This is a genomic window from Serratia sp. MMO-28 (assembly GCF_037199905.1).
GTDB classification, from domain to species: Bacteria; Pseudomonadota; Gammaproteobacteria; order Enterobacterales; family Enterobacteriaceae; genus Chania; species Chania oryzae.
Genome location: NZ_JBBCVB010000019.1, coordinates 53,122 through 68,737 on the forward strand (window position 1 = coordinate 53,122; position 15,616 = coordinate 68,737).

Sequence of the window (15,616 nt, forward strand, 5' to 3'; positions counted from 1 at the left end):
ATAAACGCTTTTCATTTTTAGAATTATAGTCAGTCTTCTAAGCTGATATCCAGTTCGCTGCTTCACGCGCTATCACATTCAACGGAGATAAATAATGAAAATCCTGATGGTACTGACCTCTCACGATAAGCTGGGTAATACGGGCGAAAAAACCGGCTTTTGGCTGGAAGAATTTGCTTCGCCTTATTATGTTTTCCGCGATGCGGGTGCCGATATCACTCTGGCCTCGCCAAAAGGGGGCCAGCCACCTCTTGATCCGAAAAGCAGCCAGCCGGATGCGCAGACGGCATCAACCCAGCGCTTCGCCCAGGACGCCAGCGCACAGCAAGCGCTGGCCAATACCCTGAAGCTGCAGGATGTTAACGCCAAGGACTTTGATGCTCTGTTTTACCCAGGCGGCCATGGCCCACTGTGGGATTTGGCAGAAGATACCCACTCTATCGCGCTGATAGAGCAATTCCAGGTACAGGGCAAGCCGGTTGCGGCGGTATGCCACGCGCCTGCGGTCCTGCGTCATACCAAGAATGCCGCGGGTAACCCCCTGGTGATGGGCAAACAGGTCACGGGCTTCAGTAATAGCGAAGAAGAAGCCGTACAGCTGACGCAGGTCGTGCCTTTCCTGGTGGAAGAGATGCTCAAAGGGAACGGTGGCCACTACAGCCGTGCCGAAAACTGGCAGAGCCACGTCGTGGTGGATGGCCTGTTGATCACCGGGCAAAACCCAGCCTCTTCAGATGCCACCGCCGAGGCACTGTTAAAACAGCTTTAACCCACTGCCGTGATAACACACTGCACCACTGCCGAGTGGTGCAGACAATAACGCTATTTTTCCCCTGCCACACAGATATCAATAATCTGTCATAAATACATCACACAACTGCGGTAAAAATTCTGCGTTGCGAAAATTCAGGCAATACATTCAAGCAGTAATAAAACTGATGATAAGCGTCGTTCAATCGTATAAAGCAGGGAAAACCATGAAGCCTAATCTTCTTGCCGTTATTATTCCGGCACTTTTAATTGCTCAAACTGCACAGGCGGCAGAAATCTACAATAAAGACGGTAATAAGCTTGATTTTTATGGTCGCGTAAAGGCACTGCATTATTTTTCTGATGATAACGCGAGTGACGGTGATAAAACTTACGTCCGTATCGGTTTCAAAGGTGCAACACAGGTTAACGATCTGCTGACCGGCTATGGCCAGTGGGAATATCAGATCGCAGCCAACCACAGTGAAGCCGACGGTACCAGAGATACCAGAACCCGTCTCGGTTTTGCCGGTTTAAAAATGAAAGACGTTGGCTCATTTGATTATGGCCGTAATTACGGTGTCATTTATGATGTTGGAGCATTCACCGACGTGCTACCAGAGTTTGGTGCAGACTCCTTTATCAAGACCGACAACTTTATGACCGGCCGTGCCACAGGCCTAGCGACCTACCGTAACACCAACTTCTTTGGCCTGGTCGATGGCCTGAAGTTTGCTCTGCAATATCAGGGTAAAAACGAGAACGATCGCAGCGACAACCTCAGCAAAGCCAATGGCGATGGTTTCGGCCTCTCTTCCAGCTATGAAATCATTGATGGCCTGACTTTTGCCGCCGCCTATGCGGCTTCCAATCGAACCAAAGACCAGAAATTGAGCAACTACGGCAAGGGCGATAAGGCTGAAATCTGGGCCACCGGCCTGAAATACGATGCCAACAGCGTTTATCTGGCGGCCAACTATGCCGAAACCCATAACCTGACGCCTATTTCAGGCACTGCAACCATTAATAATGCGGCCAGCAAAGTCAGCGGTTTTGCTAATAAAACCCAGAATGTGGAGTTGGTTGCCCAATATCAATTTGACTTTGGCCTACGCCCATCACTGGCTTACGTGCAGTCCAAAGCTAAAGACATTGAAAATATCGGCGATACCGATCTGGTGAAATATTTTGATATCGGAACCTATTATTACTTCAACAAAAATATGTCTACCTATGTCGATTATAAAATCAATCGGCTCAACAGTGATAATAAGCTGGGGTTGAAAACGGACAACGTGGTTGCCGTGGCTTTAACCTACCAGTTTTAATTGGTCAGATAACCACCACTGTAAATTTGCTTATTGAATGACTTCGCCGGGCCCTGCTGCGCCCGGCTTTTTCATGACAATGTTTTCTGCCAGAACAACGCTCGCCCGGTAGCTTCCTGTAACTGATAACCGGCAAAACCAAATTTACGATAGCTGGCCTGCGCCACGGCATTCCCTTCCAGCACTTCCAGGGTGATTTTGCAGCAGCCACGCTGACGCGCCTCTGCCTCTATCGCCGCCAGCAAATGCTGGCTGATCCCCAACCCACGAAACGCAGAAGAAACCGCCAGATCGTGGATATTCAGCAACGGCAGGCAACTGAAGGTGGAAAAACCCTCAAAACAGTTGGCCAACCCGGCGGCCTGGCCATCAGCCAAGGCCAGCAACGTGAGGGCAAACGGCCGTTTTGCCAGCTCGGCGACCAGATGGGTGCGGGCATAATCGCTCAACGGCTCCGCGCCCCTCATCGGATCGCGGGCATAATGATCCAGCAATTCGACGATCGATTCGGCATGCTGCGGGTTGCCGTAATCGGCCCTGATCACCTCAATGTTCATTCCCTGCTCCTGAATCGTCAGTATCACAGCAATTTATACATATAGCTGGTTGAATCCAGCGAAGCGCCGTTGCTGGCACGGGCATAGCTCGGGATCATTCCGGCCAGTTGGTATCCCAGTGAACGGTAAATGCCTTCCGCCGTATCACCGCTCAAGGTATCCAGCACTAACAGTTGCCGCTGATGAGCCATTGCCAGCAGCTCAACCTGCTGCATGAGCTGGCGGGCGATCCCTTTACGCCGGGCATGCGGGTGTACCATCAGTTTGACGATTTCCGCCCGGTGGCGACCATTATCTGGCATATCCAGCAGCAGTTGGACTGTGCCTGTTACCCGGCCGGCTTCGCGCGCCACCAGTAGCAGGCGCTCGCCACGCTCGATCGCCGGGAGCAGGCGCAGCCAGAAATCTGCCGCCTGCTCGATAGTAAAAGGTTGTACAAAGCCGATACTGGCCCCCTGTAATACACTGGCATGTAAGATCTCGGCCAGTTCAGGGATGGCGATTTGCGCCGCGTTAGCATCCAGTTGCTGTATCTCAATCATGGTTATGGCCTGCAGATCACAAGGGTGTAATGGGCTGGCTCGGTGCCAGACACGTAAAATCTTGAACTGCCAAGCAGACGGTAACGCAGGCAGTCGCCGGGCTCAAGCTTGAAGATCCGCTGTTCCAGCGTCAGCTCAAGCGCCCCACCGAGCATCCATAAGTGATGCTCTAAACCTGGCACGGAGGGCGCGTCATAGAGAATCACCGCGCCAACGTCGAGCGTGCCTTCAATCAACCGGTTTTTTACAACCAGCTGCGCAACAGTATAAACATCAGCATGCTCAGCACCACCACCGCCAGCATATTGCGCAGGAAAAAAGCCAGAACCACCGCGAACACCGCTCCCCACAGATAAGGGTTCTCAGGCAAAGCCCGCCACTCATCACCGTTAAAGGCAATGATCGGCCCGCAAATTGCCGTCAGCACCGCTGGTACAGAGAAACTCAGCAAAGTTTTCATGCGTTGCGATAAACGCACTGGCAGGCTCGGGGCCAAAAAACAGTAACGGTTGAAGAAGACGATCGCTCCCATCAGCACAATAGTCAGCCAAATCATCTGTGCCCCCTGCTGCACAGCAGCCCGACCAACATGGCTGCCACGGTCGTGATAATCAAGGCTCCCGGCACCTGGTAATGGTGCAGGCCGATCGACAACACCAGCGCCGTCAGCACGCAGGCCAGCACCGGCAGGTTACGGATCATCGGCACCACAATGGCAATAAAGGTAGCGGCAATCGAAAAATCCAGCCCGTAGCTGTCGAGATTGCTGACGCTGCTGGCGGCAACCACTCCCAACAGCGTGGCAAAGAACCAGCACAGATAAAACGCCAGCCCGGCCCCCAGCGCATACCAACGGTTGAAGCGCGCCGGGCTGTGATTACCGGTCAGGGCAAACAGTTCATCGGTCAGCAGGAAAGCCAGCAGGATGCGCCACCGCAATGGCAGTGGGGCAATGCATTCACGCAGGCGTAACCCATACAGAAAGTGCTGCGCAGTCACAAAAAAGGTGGTAACTAAAATTGCCAGTAAGCCCTCTCCGCCTTTGATCATCCCCATCGCGACCAACTGTGAGGCACCGGCAAAAACTATCGCCGACATGCCCAGCCCTTCAGCGCCGGTCAGGCCACTTTGGATAGCCATTGACCCCGCCAGAATCCCCCAAGGCAATACCGCCAGGCAGAGTGGCAAGATCGCCACCGCCCCTTGCAATGCCGGGCGCAGACGCAACATGGGTGGCTCTGCGAGCGTTGATTGATAACTCATTCATATTCTCCTTCGAACGAAGGAACAGAATAACGCAGGAAGGGCCACGAGTATTGCATCTGTTTGCGCATTTATATCCGTGGCTCAACATAAATCATGCTTGCTCCTGGCGCGCCCCGGTATCAGGTATTTGCTCAACATGCCCCACCTCGTTGCTGCGCCAGGCGGTGTAAATTGCCAACAGCGGGGCCAGCGCAAACAACAGGAACAGCCAATAGGCCGCAGAAGCCGCACCGGCAACCCCGCCTGGCGCAGTGAAACCGGCAAGATTAGTCACCATCCCCGCCAGCGCTGCACCAAACGCCGTGGCAAATAACTGCACCGTGGTGATGGAAGCACCAGCGATGCCTTTATCTGCCTGAGGAGCCACCTGCAGGATACGTGTCAGCAGGTGCGGCCAGCCGAAGCCGATACCAAAGCCGACCAATGTTAAGGCTGCCACTATCGACGCTAACGTCTGCCAATCACCGCCAGAGGGTATTGGCATCAGCATCGCCAGCGCTAACAGCCCGATTAACACCAGTATTGGGCCGCTGACGATAGCCCGGCGGATCCCCACCCCACGCCAGCCAGAGCTGAGAACCTCCGCTAATGTCCAACCTGCAGCCATCGTGGCCGCAATATAGCCAGAAATCAGCGGTGACTGGCCATGCAACGTTTGCAGAAAGTAAGGGACAAAAATCTCGCTGGTCATGCCGACCACCAGCAATGATAGGGTGGCATACAGCGAAACCATTGCAGAACCCCGGCGCAGCGCAGCATAAGGTAACAGGCGAGCATGGGCATGCCCTTCACGCCGGATCAGCCAAACCATCAGCAGCAGAGCCAGAGCAATGCCGCCCACATTGATCCAGCCGCGGGCCGCCAGGCTACCCGCCGACACGATCAGCACGGCGGCGGCCAGCAGCAACAACTGCAGCACGGGTAACGGAGCGCCCTGCTGCTGTGGTTTTCCTGGCGGCAGAATGTAGAAAGTAAACGCGGCGTACAGCACCATAATCGGCAACAGAATCCCGAAGGCCCAACGCCAGATGTGCAGTTCAGCAAAAATCCCCCCGACGGCAGGCCCCACCAGCGTGGCGATTCCCCACATCGCGGAGATCAACGCCATGGCTCGCGGCCAAAGCCGCTGCTCAAACGCCAGACTCACCATCGCGTAAGACAAAGCAAAAATCAGCCCGCCGCCAAAGCCCTGCACGGTGCGGCCAACCAGCATCACCGGCATGGAGGGGGCCAGCGCACACAGCATGGCGCCCAGAATGAAAAACAGCGATGCCACCAGATAAGCACCACGCGCCCCGTTACGATGCAGTAAACGTGCTGACAACACAGATCCTAAGATTGATGCCACTACAAATAGTGTGGTATTCCAAGCATAGAGATCCAGGCCACCAATATCTTGCACCACAGAGGGTAGAATGGTGGTTGCTACCAGAATATTGATCGCATGCAGCGCGACGCCCAGTGACAGAGCAATGGCAATAGCGCTATTTTTGCCAGAAAAGAGGTCGCTCCAACGGCTTTTATCATCGGTTATCACAGTTATCGTCCTGTTGTGAGAGTAATGACGTTGAGTTAGTTGCAGTATTACGTTAAATTTAACAAGTAATATCTTGGAATAAGTAAGGCCCGAGGTGAGGTAATATGTCAAGAATTAGCTTGGAAAATGGCGAGTGCACCGCACATTCGGTCAGCGATCGTCTGCTAAAGCTGTTGAAAACCTGCGGCCCGCAGCAGGCTTCAGAGGCCGGGAAGGTGCTGGGCACCACCGGCGAAGCCGCACGCCAGCAGTTCGTCAAACTGGCGAAAGATGGCTTAGTTGAGGCCAAAGCCGAAACCCGCGGCGTTGGCCGCCCGGTGCAACTCTGGCATCTGACCCCGGCAGGTAATGCCCATTTTCCCGATGCCCATGCCGAGCTGACAGCCCAACTGCTGCGCACCGTGCGCAGCAAGCTGGGTGAACAGGCGATAGAATTACTGATCGACAGCCGCGAGCAGGAAACCCGCCTCAGCTACCAGCAAGCAATGACGGGTGCCACCGATCTACGCGAACGCGTTGCGCGCCTGGCAAACATTCGCTGCCATGAAGGCTATATGGCCGAATGGAGTGAGCAGAAAGACGGAACGTTTCTATTGGTGGAAAACCATTGCCCAATTTGCACCGCCGCCCGGGTTTGCCAGGCGTTCTGTCGCGCGGAACTGAACGTGTTCAGCGAGGTGCTGCAGGCACGGGTTGAACGTTATGAACATATTCTCACCGGTGCACGCCGCTGCGCCTACCGGATTTTAGCGCAGTAGCAGTCATTTCCCCCTTACCCAAAGTTGTACAAGAAATATTTCCTTGTACAACTTTGCATTAACCCACTATGGTTAATGTACTGGTGTTTCAGGTAAGGAAAATGGCATGGCGTTATACAGTATTGGTGAAGTCGCACAGCTCTGCGGCATCAACCCAGTCACCTTACGCGCTTGGCAGCGGCGTTATGGTCTGCTGAAACCGCAACGCAGCGAAGGTGGCCATCGGCAATTCGATGATGACGATGTTGCCCGCATCCGCAGTATTCTGCGTTGGATCGAGCGCGGTGTACCGGTCAGCCAGATCAAACCTTTGCTGGACGGTTGCGCCGTTCCCGATCACAACACCAACTGGGCAACGCTGCAACGGCAGTTGCTGGCACTCCTGCAAATCCCTGCCCCAGCCAAGCTGCGCAGCCGGCTCTTTGAATTAGGCCGCGAATATCCCCCTCAGGCCCTGATCGAGTATGTGCTGCGCCCACTGCGCTCACAGCTCAAAAACCACCACGAACTGTTGCACATGCTGCTCAACCTGCTGGACGGGGTGATCATCGAATACGCCGCTTTTTGCCTGCTCGCGGCCCGCAAAAAACCCGGTGCCAACGTGTTGCTGCTGAGTTGGGGCAACACCGATCGCACCGAACTGTGGATGGCCGCCATCCTTCTGGCCAAAAGCGATATGCGCGTCGATATCTTGCCGGAACCTTTGGAAAATCCGCAGTTGACCCTGTTCAAGGCCGATCGCTACTTTATCTGTACCGAAGGCGTGCTCAATACGGCCAAACGCAGGCAACTGGCCGCCTGGCGCGATGCCAAGCTGGATATCACGCTGATCGACAATAACGCTCTGTTAACCCTACCCACGGAGCATAACCATGAGTACCCCTGAAGCACTTTTAGCGCGCTTTGAACGCTTCTATAGCTCGCTGGATGAGAGCCGGCTGGCCGAGTTACCCGAGGTGTATCACCGCAACATCCGTTTTATCGATCCTATTAAGGAACACCAGGGCTTGCAGGCACTGGATGCCTATTTTCGCCAGTCACTCAGTACACTAAGCTACTGCTGTTTTGTTATCACCGATCTCCAGCAGCACGAACAGCAAGCCTACGCCTGTTGGCATATGACCTATGCCCATCCACGCCTGCACCGAGGCCGCGTCCTCACTTTGGAAGGCGTCAGTCAGTTGCGCTTTGCCGAGCAGCGCATCATTTATCAGCGCGACTATTACGATCTGGGGGCTATGCTGTATGAACATATACCACTGATCGGCCCGGTCGTGCTTCACCTGAAACAAAGGCTGCAATAATGAAACGCGTACTGATCACCGGAGCCAGCTCCGGCATCGGGCAACAACTGGCGCTCGATTATGCCGCCGAGGGGTGGCAGGTGATCGCCTGTGGGCGCGATGCTGCGCGGCTTGAAGCGCTCTGCGCGCAACAGCCAAACATCGTCTCACGCCGTTTTGACATTACCGATCTCGCCGCCACCCGTGAGGCACTGGCGCAATGCCCGGTCGAGTTAGCGATCCTGTGCGCCGGAACCTGTGAATATCTGGATAACGGCGTGGTAGAGGCAGAAAAGGTGGCCCGCGTGCTCAGCACCAACCTGCTGGGGCCGGTCAATTGCCTGGATGCCCTGCTGCCGCAACTGGCAGCCGGTGCGCGGGTTGCCCTGGTAGGCTCAACCGCCAGCCTGGTGCCTCTGCCACGCGCCGAAGCCTACGGTGCCTCAAAAGCCGCCCTGGCCTATTTTGCCCGCAGCCTGGCCGTAGACTTAACAAAACGCGGTATCGCTATTTCGCTGGTGCTACCCGGTTTTGTCGCCACGCCGCTCACCGATCGCAACGATTTTGCCATGCCGATGATCATCACCCCGCAGCAGGCTTCCGGCTATATCCGCCGTGGCCTGGCAAAAGGGGCTGCTGAGATCGCCTTTCCTCCGCTGTTCGCCACGCTATTACGGCTGACAGCCTTACTACCACAGGCCGTGCAACGCTGGTTCGCCACGCGCCTAGTGAGGTAACTTAATGAAAATCGCCATTATTGGCAGCGGAATTTCCGGCCTGACCTGTGCCTGGAAACTGGCCTCTGAACATCAGGTGACGCTGTTTGAAGCCAACGACTATCCCGGCGGCCACACCGCCACCGTGGATGTCACGCTGGAAGGCCGCAGCTATGCCATCGACACCGGATTTATTGTTTACAACGAGCGGACTTATCCGCAATTTATTGCGCTGCTGGCAGAGCTCGGCATCAGCGGCCAGCCAACGGAAATGAGTTTCTCGGTCACCCATCCGCGTAGCGGGTTGGAATACAATGGTCATACGCTCAATACGCTATTCGCCCAGCGCCGTAACCTGCTTAACCCGCGTTTTTATCGCCTGCTGGCGGAGATTGTGCGCTTCAACCGCCAGTGTAAAAAACGCCTGGCCGCGGGCGGCATAGGTAGCGAAACGTTGAATGACTTCCTGCAACAGGCCGGATTCTCGCCCTATTTTGCCCAACACTATCTGCTGCCGATGGGAGCGGCCATCTGGTCCTCGTCCATGGCGGATATGCGCCAGTTCCCGCTGGCGCTGTTCCTGCGCTTTTTCGATCACCACGGCCTGTTAGACATCGCCAACCGTCCACAATGGTTTGTCGTGCCCGGCGGCTCGCGTGAATATGTACGCCGCATGCAGGCGGCACTGGCAGAGCGCCTGACCCTGTACCTGAACACGCCGGTTCAGCGGGTGGAGCGCCAGCCCCAGCGGGTGGTGATCCACAGCGCTCAAGGTGAACAACATTTTGATCAGGTGATCTTTGCCTGCCATGCCGATCAGGCCCTGCAGTTACTGGCCGATGCCAATCCGCTGGAGCAACGTATTCTGGCTCAGTTGCCCTACCAGGCCAATGAGGTGGTGCTGCATACCGATGTGCGGCTGCTGCCGCGTCAGCGCCGTGCCTGGGCCAGTTGGAACTACCTGCTGCCCGCCGGCGAGCAGGCAGAAGCCCAGCGTGCCAGCGTGACCTACAATATGAACATCCTGCAAGGCTTGCACGCGCCGCATACCTTCTGCGTGACGCTCAATCCGCAACAACCGATCGATCCTGCGCACGTCTTGCGCCGCTTCAGCTACCACCACCCGGTGTTCAATCAGGCCAGTGCGCTGGCACAGCAGCAGCGTGCGCTGATTAACGGGCAGCAGAATACCTGGTTCTGCGGCGCATACTGGTACAACGGCTTCCATGAAGATGGCGTGCGCAGCGCGCTGGACGTCACGCAGGCGCTGCTGCAGAGGCAAGCCGCATGAACAGCGCCCTGTACGTCGGCCACGTGCGTCACCGCCGCTTTAGCCCGGTACAGCACAGTTTCGATTACCGCATTTTCATGCCGCTGATCGATCTCGACGAACTGGCGCAACTGCCCGCTCAAGGGATTGCGCTGGAACGCTTTGCTCCGGCGGCGTTTTATCGCCGCGACTATCTGGGCGGCGGCGACATCAAAGCCAAAGCGCAGCAACGCATTGCCGAACTGACCGGCGAAAGGCTGAACGGCCGCGTGATGCTGCTGTGCCAGCTGCGCTATCTGGGTTGCTACTTCAACCCGGTCAATTTTTATTACCTGTATAACGACGACGGCGAACTGCGCTGGCTGCTGGCTGAGGTGCGCAATACCCCGTGGAATGAACGCCACACCTACGCGGTAAAGCCAGACGGCACGCTGCCGGTAGACAAAATCTTTCACGTTTCGCCGTTCAACCCAATGGACATGACCTACCGCTGGCGGCTTTCTCCCCCTGCGCAGCGGCTGCGCGTACACATCGAAAATCATCGTGCCAGCCGCGAATTCGACGCCACCCTGCTGCTTTACCGGCAGCCGCTGACGCGGGCTACACTGCGGCAACAACTGTGGCGTCTGCCGCTGATGACGCTGAAAACCGCCGCGGCGATTTACTGGCAAGCCCTGAAATTATGGCTGAAACGCGCCCCTATCTACCCTCACCCCGCCTCTGGCGGCAAGGATAAACTATGAGTTCACCGGAATACTCTTTGAGCCGCAGCACAGCTATTTCCGGCCGCAGTAAAGGCGCAAGGCGTATAATTTTTACCCTGCTGCAGCAGTTGCAGGGCGGCGGCCTGTTGCTGCGTGAGCCGGGCATCGGTGAAACCCAGTTTGGTGATGCCAATGCGCCGTTACAGGCCGAAGTGGAAGTGTATGACCTGCGCGTTTACCGGCGGCTCCTGCTGGGGGGCAGCATTGCTGCCGGAGAAAGCTATATCGACGGTGACTGGAGCAGCCCCGATCTCACCGGCCTCCTGCAGCTGTTAGCCAGCAACATGCGATTAGTGGATAAACTGGAAGCACGCTTAAGCTGGCTGACCGCCCCTTGGCACGGGTTAGTACACCTGCTGCGCCGCAACAGCCAGCGGCAGGCACGGCGCAACATCGCGGCACACTACGATCTGGGCAACGATTTTTACCAACAGTTTCTCGATCGTGAAATGCTCTACTCCAGCGCGTTATACCGCGAAAGTGAAATGACGCTGGAGCAGGCACAGCAGGCCAAAATGCGCCGCCTGTGTGAGCAGTTGGATCTGCAACCGGAAGATCACCTGCTGGAGATCGGCACCGGTTGGGGGGCGCTGGCAGAATTTGCCGCGCGCGAATACGGCTGCCGGGTCACCACCACCACCATCTCACAGGCGCAGTACGATTATGCCTGCCAGCGCATCGAGCAAGCTGGGCTTAGGGATCGCGTCACTTTGCTGTTTGAGGATTACCGCCAGCTCAGCGGCCAGTATGACAAGCTGGTGTCGGTTGAAATGATCGAAGCGGTAGGCAAACGCTTTTTGCCGCTGTTTGTAAAGCGCTGCCAGCAGTTGCTCAAACCCAAGGGCAAAATGGTGCTACAAGCGATCACCATTACCGATCAGCGTTACCAGCAATACAGCCGCAGCGTGGATTTTATCCAGCGTTACGTGTTCCCCGGCGGTTTTCTGCCCTCGGTCACCGCCTTATGCGAAACCCTGACGCGCCACAGCGACCTGGTGATGTGCGATCTGTTCGACATTGGCCGCGACTATGCGCGCACGCTGCAGGAGTGGCGCCAGCGTTTTGAGCACCACTGGCCTTCACTGCACAGCCAGGGGTTTGACGAGCGTTTTCAGCGGCTATGGCGTTTTTACCTGTGCTATTGCGAAGCCGGTTTCCTGGCACGCACCATCAGCACGGTACAGCTCAGCGCGGAACGCCGATGAAATTAGGTGCGGGATTCTGGCTGACCAGCCTCGGCTTTAATGCCTACTGGACGCTGGCCGTTCTCTGGCGCGAACGCGGGTTTCCGCTACTACTGGTGGGTGCGGCGCTGGCGCTGGCCTTCACCCCGGCCAAGCAGCGTAAATGGGTGCTGCTGGCGGCGTTGCTCGGCATTGCCATGGATGCCCTGTGGTGCTACGTCGGCCTGTTCGCATTCAGCGGCCAAAACGGCGTACCGCTGTGGATGTGCACATTGTGGCTCACGTTCGCTTGCTGGTGGTGCTGGTTGCTGAGCCGGATCAGGCTGACGCTGCCAATCTTGGTGCTGTTGGGCGCAGTGAGTGGCCCACTGGCATACGCGATCGGTTGGCAACTCAACGCAATGGTACCGCAGCTTGCACCGGACGTGATGCTGATCGCCCTGGCATGCGCTTGGGCAATTTATCTACCAGCCATCAGTTGGCTGATGTTACGTAGGAGAACGCCATCATGAAGATGCTGTTGACCCTGCTGCTCTGCCTGAGCAGCCTGGCGGCACAGGCCAGCGAATGGGCCGCCTGGCCGACGGTAGGCAGTGCCACGCTGCGCTGGGGGCCGTTTGACATCTATTTTTCGGTATTACGCACGCCAGACGGGCGCTATCAGGCCGGCAACTGGCCGCAGGCGCTGAGCATTAATTACCAGCGCAACATCAGCACCGATGAACTGGTGAAAGCCACGCAGGAACAGTGGCAGGCAATGAAAATCCCGGTGCCAGTTGCGCAACAGCAGCGCTGGCTCAGCCAGATGAGCACCATCTGGCCCTCTGTGCAGCCCGGTAGCCAACTCACCTTTGTCGGCGACCATGACGGAGGCCGCTTCTATTATCGCCCACAGCCGGGCCAGCCGGTTAAACCGATCGGCGAGCGCTTCGACGGCGCTTTTCGCGATGCTTTTCTCGCAATATGGCTGTCACCCGCTACTCAATACCCCACCCTACGCCAACAACTGACGGGAGCTTCATGATGAATATCAGAAATCTGTTACTGGCGTTACTGTTTTTACTGGCCGGATGCAGCGCGGAGGTCAGTGACTATCAGCACAGCAAACCCACCTTCGATCTGTTCGGCTACTTCAGCGGTGAAACCCGCGCCTGGGGGATGGTGCAGGATTACCAGAACAAGCAGATCCGCCGTTTTGAAGTGGTGATCCAGGGTGATGTCGTCGGTAATACCCTGACATTGAACGAAAAGTTCGTATATGACGACGGCGAGCGTCAAACTCGCGTCTGGCACATCATCAGAAATGAAGATGGCAGCTATCAGGGGACGGCAGGCGATATCATCGGTGTGGCACGCGGCAATACCGCAGGCAACGCCTTCAACTGGCGCTACGATATGGAAGTGAAAACCGATAACGGCAAAATAAAGCTGCACTTTGACGACTGGCTGTTTCGCCAGGATGAAAAGCGTCTATTTAACGTGACATCGCTGCGCAAGTTTGGGCTAGAAGTCGCTAAAGTGACGCTATTTTTCGAAAAACAATAGTCACTCCCAGCCCTCTCCCACTGGAGAGGGCCGCCTTATGTGGCATGACTACCCAATCCCCACTCCTGCCGCAGGCACAAAAATGCATTGCTTATTCTCCCCCCGTTAGGGTTTACTGAGTGTCCTAACGAAATCTCACCCTGCCGAATAAAGAACCCATGCTGAGCCAACAAAACCGTCATGTCCTGCCATTAGTTGGCGCGCTGTTCACGTTATATATTGTCTGGGGATCGACCTACTTTGCTATCCGCGTTGGGGTGGAAAGCTGGCCGCCGCTGATGATGGCCGGTATCCGCTTTCTGGTAGCAGGGATCGCCCTGTTCGCTTTCCTGGTGCTGCGCGGCCACGCTCTGCCAACGCTAAAACAGTGGGTGGCCGCCGGTACTATCGGCATCCTGTTGCTGGCGGTCGGTAACGGCCTGGTGACGGTGGCAGAACATCAGAACGTTCCTTCCGGCATTGCCGCCGTGATGGTGGCAACGGTGCCGCTGTTTACCCTGTGTTTCAGCATGTTATGGGGAATGCGAAATACCTGGCTGGAGTGGACCGGCATCGCGCTCGGTCTGGTAGGCATCGTGCTGCTGAATACCGGCAACAACCTGGTGGGTAACCCAATGGGTGCGCTGCTGATCCTGCTGGCCTCCGCCAGTTGGGCCTTTGGCTCAGTGCTCAGTTCACGCATTTCATTGCCCACCGGGCCAATGGCCGGTGCGGCAGAAATGCTGGTAGCCGGTGTGGTATTGATGATTGCCAGCCAACTGAGCGGTGAACATCTTGATCGTATGCCCAGCCTCAGCAGCTTTCTGGCCCTCGGTTATCTGATTGTCTTCGGTTCAATGCTGGCGATCAGCGCCTATATGTTCCTGCTGAAGAATGTGCGCCCGGCAGTAGCAACCAGTTATGCCTACGTGAACCCGGTGGTGGCGGTGCTGCTCGGCGTCGGTTTTGCCGGTGAAACGCTGGCGGCGCGTGAATGGCTGGCGCTGGTGGTGATCGTCTCTGCGGTAGTGCTGGTAACGTTGGGTAAGTACCTGTTCGGCCGCACGGCGAAGGTGCAACGTGCGCCAGCAGTGAAAGCGCCCGAGTAAGATAAATGATGATTGTTTCACCCGGTGAAGGGGCTATAATTCCCGCTGTTCTGACTCACCTGCGAAATATAACTCATGCTGAAAAAAGCGTTCGTCATCATCATCGCCCTATGCGCCTTGGGTTCTTTGGGCGGTGTCTTCCTGGCCGGGCTGAATATCTACACCCGCTCCACCACGCCACATGAAGCAGCCCCGGCCACCAGCGAGGCACCGGCCACCACGCTGCAGACTAAATAATGCAGCGCTATAGCGCCGTCACGCCCCGTGCCGCCGCTTGCTGCTCATGTTCAGTAATCACCCGATAGGCCTCGCGCGGCACCAGGCTGAAATCACCAATCAGCAGGTTTTCACTGGCCGGATCGTTGACCATCGCGCTGGCCGCCGCGCGCAGCAGCGCCAACTGCCGTGGCGTTGTACCCGCCGCGGTGATCAACGGTAACCCTGGCACCGCGGCGGTGCGGCCAATAATCTTCAGCCCAGCCACCGCCTGCGGCTGCGCGCGTTTGAGCAAGGCAAAGCTGACGCAATCGATAGCCGCAATATCAGCCTGCCCGCGCAGGATCATCTTCATTGACTCATAGTGAGCACCGGAGGCAATCGCCTGGCGGAAGAACCGCCCTTGCTGCGCCAGCGGCGCAACCAGCGTCAACAGGCTGTTGTAGCCGGATTGCGAATCCCGGCTGTTATAGGCCGCCACCCGGCCACGAAAGTCCGCCAGCCGCTCCCCCGGTTCGTTATCCCGCACCACCAGCCAACTGCTGTAATTCGCACCGCTGCACCCTTCCACGCGATAATGATAGGTGCCCACCAGTTGAACCTGCGGCAGCAACGCCGCTAACGGGTAACCACAGGTCTGGCTCAGCAGCAGATCCGGGCTCTGCCAGTGCGCCAACAGATCCTGCGGCCAGCTCAAGGCCTGCGGCACCTCGGCCATCCCAAGCTGCTGCAGTTTATCGTGCAACGCCTGCCAGAAGGGTTCAACCTGTTGATGGCTGACGCCATACATGGGCAATGACACAGTCAGCATT

General features: G+C 56.6%; 21 protein-coding genes. 14 read left to right on the forward strand and 7 right to left on the reverse strand.

The window, feature by feature from the left end; all coding sequences use genetic code 11:
* Nucleotides 1–94: 94 nt before the first annotated feature.
* On the forward strand, nt 95–769 hold the full coding sequence (locus WG891_RS17020; RefSeq protein ID WP_337263868.1) for a type 1 glutamine amidotransferase domain-containing protein: 675 nt from the start codon (nt 95–97) through the stop codon (nt 767–769).
* Nucleotides 770–977: 208 nt separating this feature from the next.
* A complete protein-coding gene (gene ompC, locus WG891_RS17025) occupies nt 978–2,078 on the forward strand; it encodes a porin OmpC (protein WP_337263867.1) in 1,101 nt (366 codons plus the stop codon).
* Between the two features lie 71 nt (nt 2,079–2,149).
* Here the strand turns inward: ompC and WG891_RS17030 are convergent, their stop codons facing one another.
* The 6 genes from WG891_RS17030 to WG891_RS17055 form a co-directional block, all read right to left on the reverse strand.
* Complete coding sequence (locus WG891_RS17030) at nt 2,150–2,635, reverse strand: GNAT family N-acetyltransferase (protein ID WP_337263866.1); 486 nt, start codon at nt 2,633–2,635, stop codon at nt 2,150–2,152.
* Nucleotides 2,636–2,658: 23 nt separating this feature from the next.
* Entirely contained in the window at nt 2,659–3,177 is a 519-nt protein-coding gene (locus tag WG891_RS17035) for a GNAT family N-acetyltransferase (protein ID WP_076941119.1), read from the reverse strand.
* A gap of 2 nt (nt 3,178–3,179) precedes the next feature.
* Nucleotides 3,180–3,413, reverse strand: a complete 234-nt coding sequence (locus tag WG891_RS17040; RefSeq protein WP_443006168.1) for a hypothetical protein — start codon at nt 3,411–3,413, stop codon at nt 3,180–3,182.
* 8 nt (nt 3,414–3,421) lie between these two features.
* The gene (locus tag WG891_RS17045; protein WP_076941118.1) at nt 3,422–3,733 is read right to left on the reverse strand and encodes an AzlD domain-containing protein; all 312 of its coding nucleotides are present in this window, start codon (nt 3,731–3,733) and stop codon (nt 3,422–3,424) included.
* The gene (locus tag WG891_RS17050; RefSeq protein ID WP_337263865.1) at nt 3,730–4,440 is read right to left on the reverse strand and encodes an AzlC family ABC transporter permease; all 711 of its coding nucleotides are present in this window, start codon (nt 4,438–4,440) and stop codon (nt 3,730–3,732) included. The genes WG891_RS17045 and WG891_RS17050 overlap by 4 nt, the downstream gene beginning before the upstream one ends.
* Before the next feature lie 94 nt (nt 4,441–4,534).
* Entirely contained in the window at nt 4,535–5,980 is a 1,446-nt protein-coding gene (locus tag WG891_RS17055; RefSeq protein WP_337263864.1) for an MFS transporter, read from the reverse strand.
* A 104-nt stretch (nt 5,981–6,084) separates the two neighbouring features.
* Here WG891_RS17055 and WG891_RS17060 point away from each other — a divergent pair, with 104 nt between their 5' ends.
* The 12 genes from WG891_RS17060 (at nt 6,085) to WG891_RS17115 (ending at nt 14,825) form a co-directional block, all read left to right on the forward strand.
* Entirely contained in the window at nt 6,085–6,738 is a 654-nt protein-coding gene (locus WG891_RS17060) for a helix-turn-helix transcriptional regulator (RefSeq protein ID WP_337263863.1), read from the forward strand.
* A gap of 106 nt (nt 6,739–6,844) precedes the next feature.
* Nucleotides 6,845–7,624, forward strand: a complete 780-nt coding sequence (locus WG891_RS17065; RefSeq protein WP_337263862.1) for a MerR family transcriptional regulator — start codon at nt 6,845–6,847, stop codon at nt 7,622–7,624.
* Nucleotides 7,611–8,042: a nuclear transport factor 2 family protein gene (locus WG891_RS17070; RefSeq protein ID WP_337263861.1), complete on the forward strand. Its 432-nt coding sequence runs from the start codon at nt 7,611–7,613 to the stop codon at nt 8,040–8,042. Before WG891_RS17065 ends, WG891_RS17070 begins: the two co-directional genes overlap by 14 nt.
* Entirely contained in the window at nt 8,042–8,758 is a 717-nt protein-coding gene (locus tag WG891_RS17075; RefSeq protein WP_337263860.1) for an SDR family NAD(P)-dependent oxidoreductase, read from the forward strand. The genes WG891_RS17070 and WG891_RS17075 overlap by 1 nt, the downstream gene beginning before the upstream one ends.
* A 4-nt stretch (nt 8,759–8,762) precedes the next feature.
* Nucleotides 8,763–10,028, forward strand: a complete 1,266-nt coding sequence (locus tag WG891_RS17080) for an NAD(P)/FAD-dependent oxidoreductase (protein WP_337263859.1) — start codon at nt 8,763–8,765, stop codon at nt 10,026–10,028.
* On the forward strand, nt 10,025–10,750 hold the full coding sequence (locus WG891_RS17085; RefSeq protein WP_337263858.1) for a DUF1365 domain-containing protein: 726 nt from the start codon (nt 10,025–10,027) through the stop codon (nt 10,748–10,750). Before WG891_RS17080 ends, WG891_RS17085 begins: the two co-directional genes overlap by 4 nt.
* On the forward strand, nt 10,747–11,976 hold the full coding sequence (locus WG891_RS17090) for a cyclopropane-fatty-acyl-phospholipid synthase family protein (RefSeq protein WP_337263857.1): 1,230 nt from the start codon (nt 10,747–10,749) through the stop codon (nt 11,974–11,976). Before WG891_RS17085 ends, WG891_RS17090 begins: the two co-directional genes overlap by 4 nt.
* Complete coding sequence (locus WG891_RS17095) at nt 11,973–12,467, forward strand: DUF2878 domain-containing protein (RefSeq protein WP_337263856.1); 495 nt, start codon at nt 11,973–11,975, stop codon at nt 12,465–12,467. Before WG891_RS17090 ends, WG891_RS17095 begins: the two co-directional genes overlap by 4 nt.
* Complete coding sequence (locus WG891_RS17100; RefSeq protein WP_337263855.1) at nt 12,464–12,979, forward strand: hypothetical protein; 516 nt, start codon at nt 12,464–12,466, stop codon at nt 12,977–12,979. The genes WG891_RS17095 and WG891_RS17100 overlap by 4 nt, the downstream gene beginning before the upstream one ends.
* On the forward strand, nt 12,979–13,500 hold the full coding sequence (locus tag WG891_RS17105; RefSeq protein ID WP_337263914.1) for a DUF3833 domain-containing protein: 522 nt from the start codon (nt 12,979–12,981) through the stop codon (nt 13,498–13,500). Before WG891_RS17100 ends, WG891_RS17105 begins: the two co-directional genes overlap by 1 nt.
* A 158-nt stretch (nt 13,501–13,658) precedes the next feature.
* Nucleotides 13,659–14,588, forward strand: coding sequence for a drug/metabolite exporter YedA (yedA, locus tag WG891_RS17110; RefSeq protein ID WP_337263854.1), 930 nt, complete (start codon nt 13,659–13,661; stop codon nt 14,586–14,588).
* Nucleotides 14,589–14,663: 75 nt separating this feature from the next.
* Nucleotides 14,664–14,825, forward strand: a complete 162-nt coding sequence (locus WG891_RS17115; protein ID WP_167370512.1) for a hypothetical protein — start codon at nt 14,664–14,666, stop codon at nt 14,823–14,825.
* A 7-nt stretch (nt 14,826–14,832) separates the two neighbouring features.
* On the opposite strand, the gene WG891_RS17120 is transcribed toward WG891_RS17115, so the two are convergent.
* Nucleotides 14,833–15,615, reverse strand: coding sequence for a phosphate/phosphite/phosphonate ABC transporter substrate-binding protein (locus WG891_RS17120; RefSeq protein ID WP_337263853.1), 783 nt, complete (start codon nt 15,613–15,615; stop codon nt 14,833–14,835).
* Between the last annotated feature and the right edge of the window lies 1 nt (nt 15,616).

Coding starts and splice junctions, on each gene's coding strand:
- WG891_RS17020 (WP_337263868.1), top strand. CDS start 95: ATGAAAATCCTGATGGTACTGACCTCTCACGATAAGCTGGGTAATACG.
- ompC (WP_337263867.1), top strand. CDS start 978: ATGAAGCCTAATCTTCTTGCCGTTATTATTCCGGCACTTTTAATTGCT.
- WG891_RS17030 (WP_337263866.1), bottom strand. CDS start 2,635: ATGAACATTGAGGTGATCAGGGCCGATTACGGCAACCCGCAGCATGCC.
- WG891_RS17035 (WP_076941119.1), bottom strand. CDS start 3,177: ATGATTGAGATACAGCAACTGGATGCTAACGCGGCGCAAATCGCCATC.
- WG891_RS17045 (WP_076941118.1), bottom strand. CDS start 3,733: ATGATTTGGCTGACTATTGTGCTGATGGGAGCGATCGTCTTCTTCAAC.
- WG891_RS17050 (WP_337263865.1), bottom strand. CDS start 4,440: ATGAGTTATCAATCAACGCTCGCAGAGCCACCCATGTTGCGTCTGCGC.
- WG891_RS17060 (WP_337263863.1), top strand. CDS start 6,085: ATGTCAAGAATTAGCTTGGAAAATGGCGAGTGCACCGCACATTCGGTC.
- WG891_RS17065 (WP_337263862.1), top strand. CDS start 6,845: ATGGCGTTATACAGTATTGGTGAAGTCGCACAGCTCTGCGGCATCAAC.
- WG891_RS17070 (WP_337263861.1), top strand. CDS start 7,611: ATGAGTACCCCTGAAGCACTTTTAGCGCGCTTTGAACGCTTCTATAGC.
- WG891_RS17075 (WP_337263860.1), top strand. CDS start 8,042: ATGAAACGCGTACTGATCACCGGAGCCAGCTCCGGCATCGGGCAACAA.
- WG891_RS17080 (WP_337263859.1), top strand. CDS start 8,763: ATGAAAATCGCCATTATTGGCAGCGGAATTTCCGGCCTGACCTGTGCC.
- WG891_RS17085 (WP_337263858.1), top strand. CDS start 10,025: ATGAACAGCGCCCTGTACGTCGGCCACGTGCGTCACCGCCGCTTTAGC.
- WG891_RS17090 (WP_337263857.1), top strand. CDS start 10,747: ATGAGTTCACCGGAATACTCTTTGAGCCGCAGCACAGCTATTTCCGGC.
- WG891_RS17095 (WP_337263856.1), top strand. CDS start 11,973: ATGAAATTAGGTGCGGGATTCTGGCTGACCAGCCTCGGCTTTAATGCC.
- WG891_RS17100 (WP_337263855.1), top strand. CDS start 12,464: ATGAAGATGCTGTTGACCCTGCTGCTCTGCCTGAGCAGCCTGGCGGCA.
- WG891_RS17105 (WP_337263914.1), top strand. CDS start 12,979: ATGAATATCAGAAATCTGTTACTGGCGTTACTGTTTTTACTGGCCGGA.
- yedA (WP_337263854.1), top strand. CDS start 13,659: ATGCTGAGCCAACAAAACCGTCATGTCCTGCCATTAGTTGGCGCGCTG.
- WG891_RS17115 (WP_167370512.1), top strand. CDS start 14,664: ATGCTGAAAAAAGCGTTCGTCATCATCATCGCCCTATGCGCCTTGGGT.
- WG891_RS17120 (WP_337263853.1), bottom strand. CDS start 15,615: ATGCTGACTGTGTCATTGCCCATGTATGGCGTCAGCCATCAACAGGTT.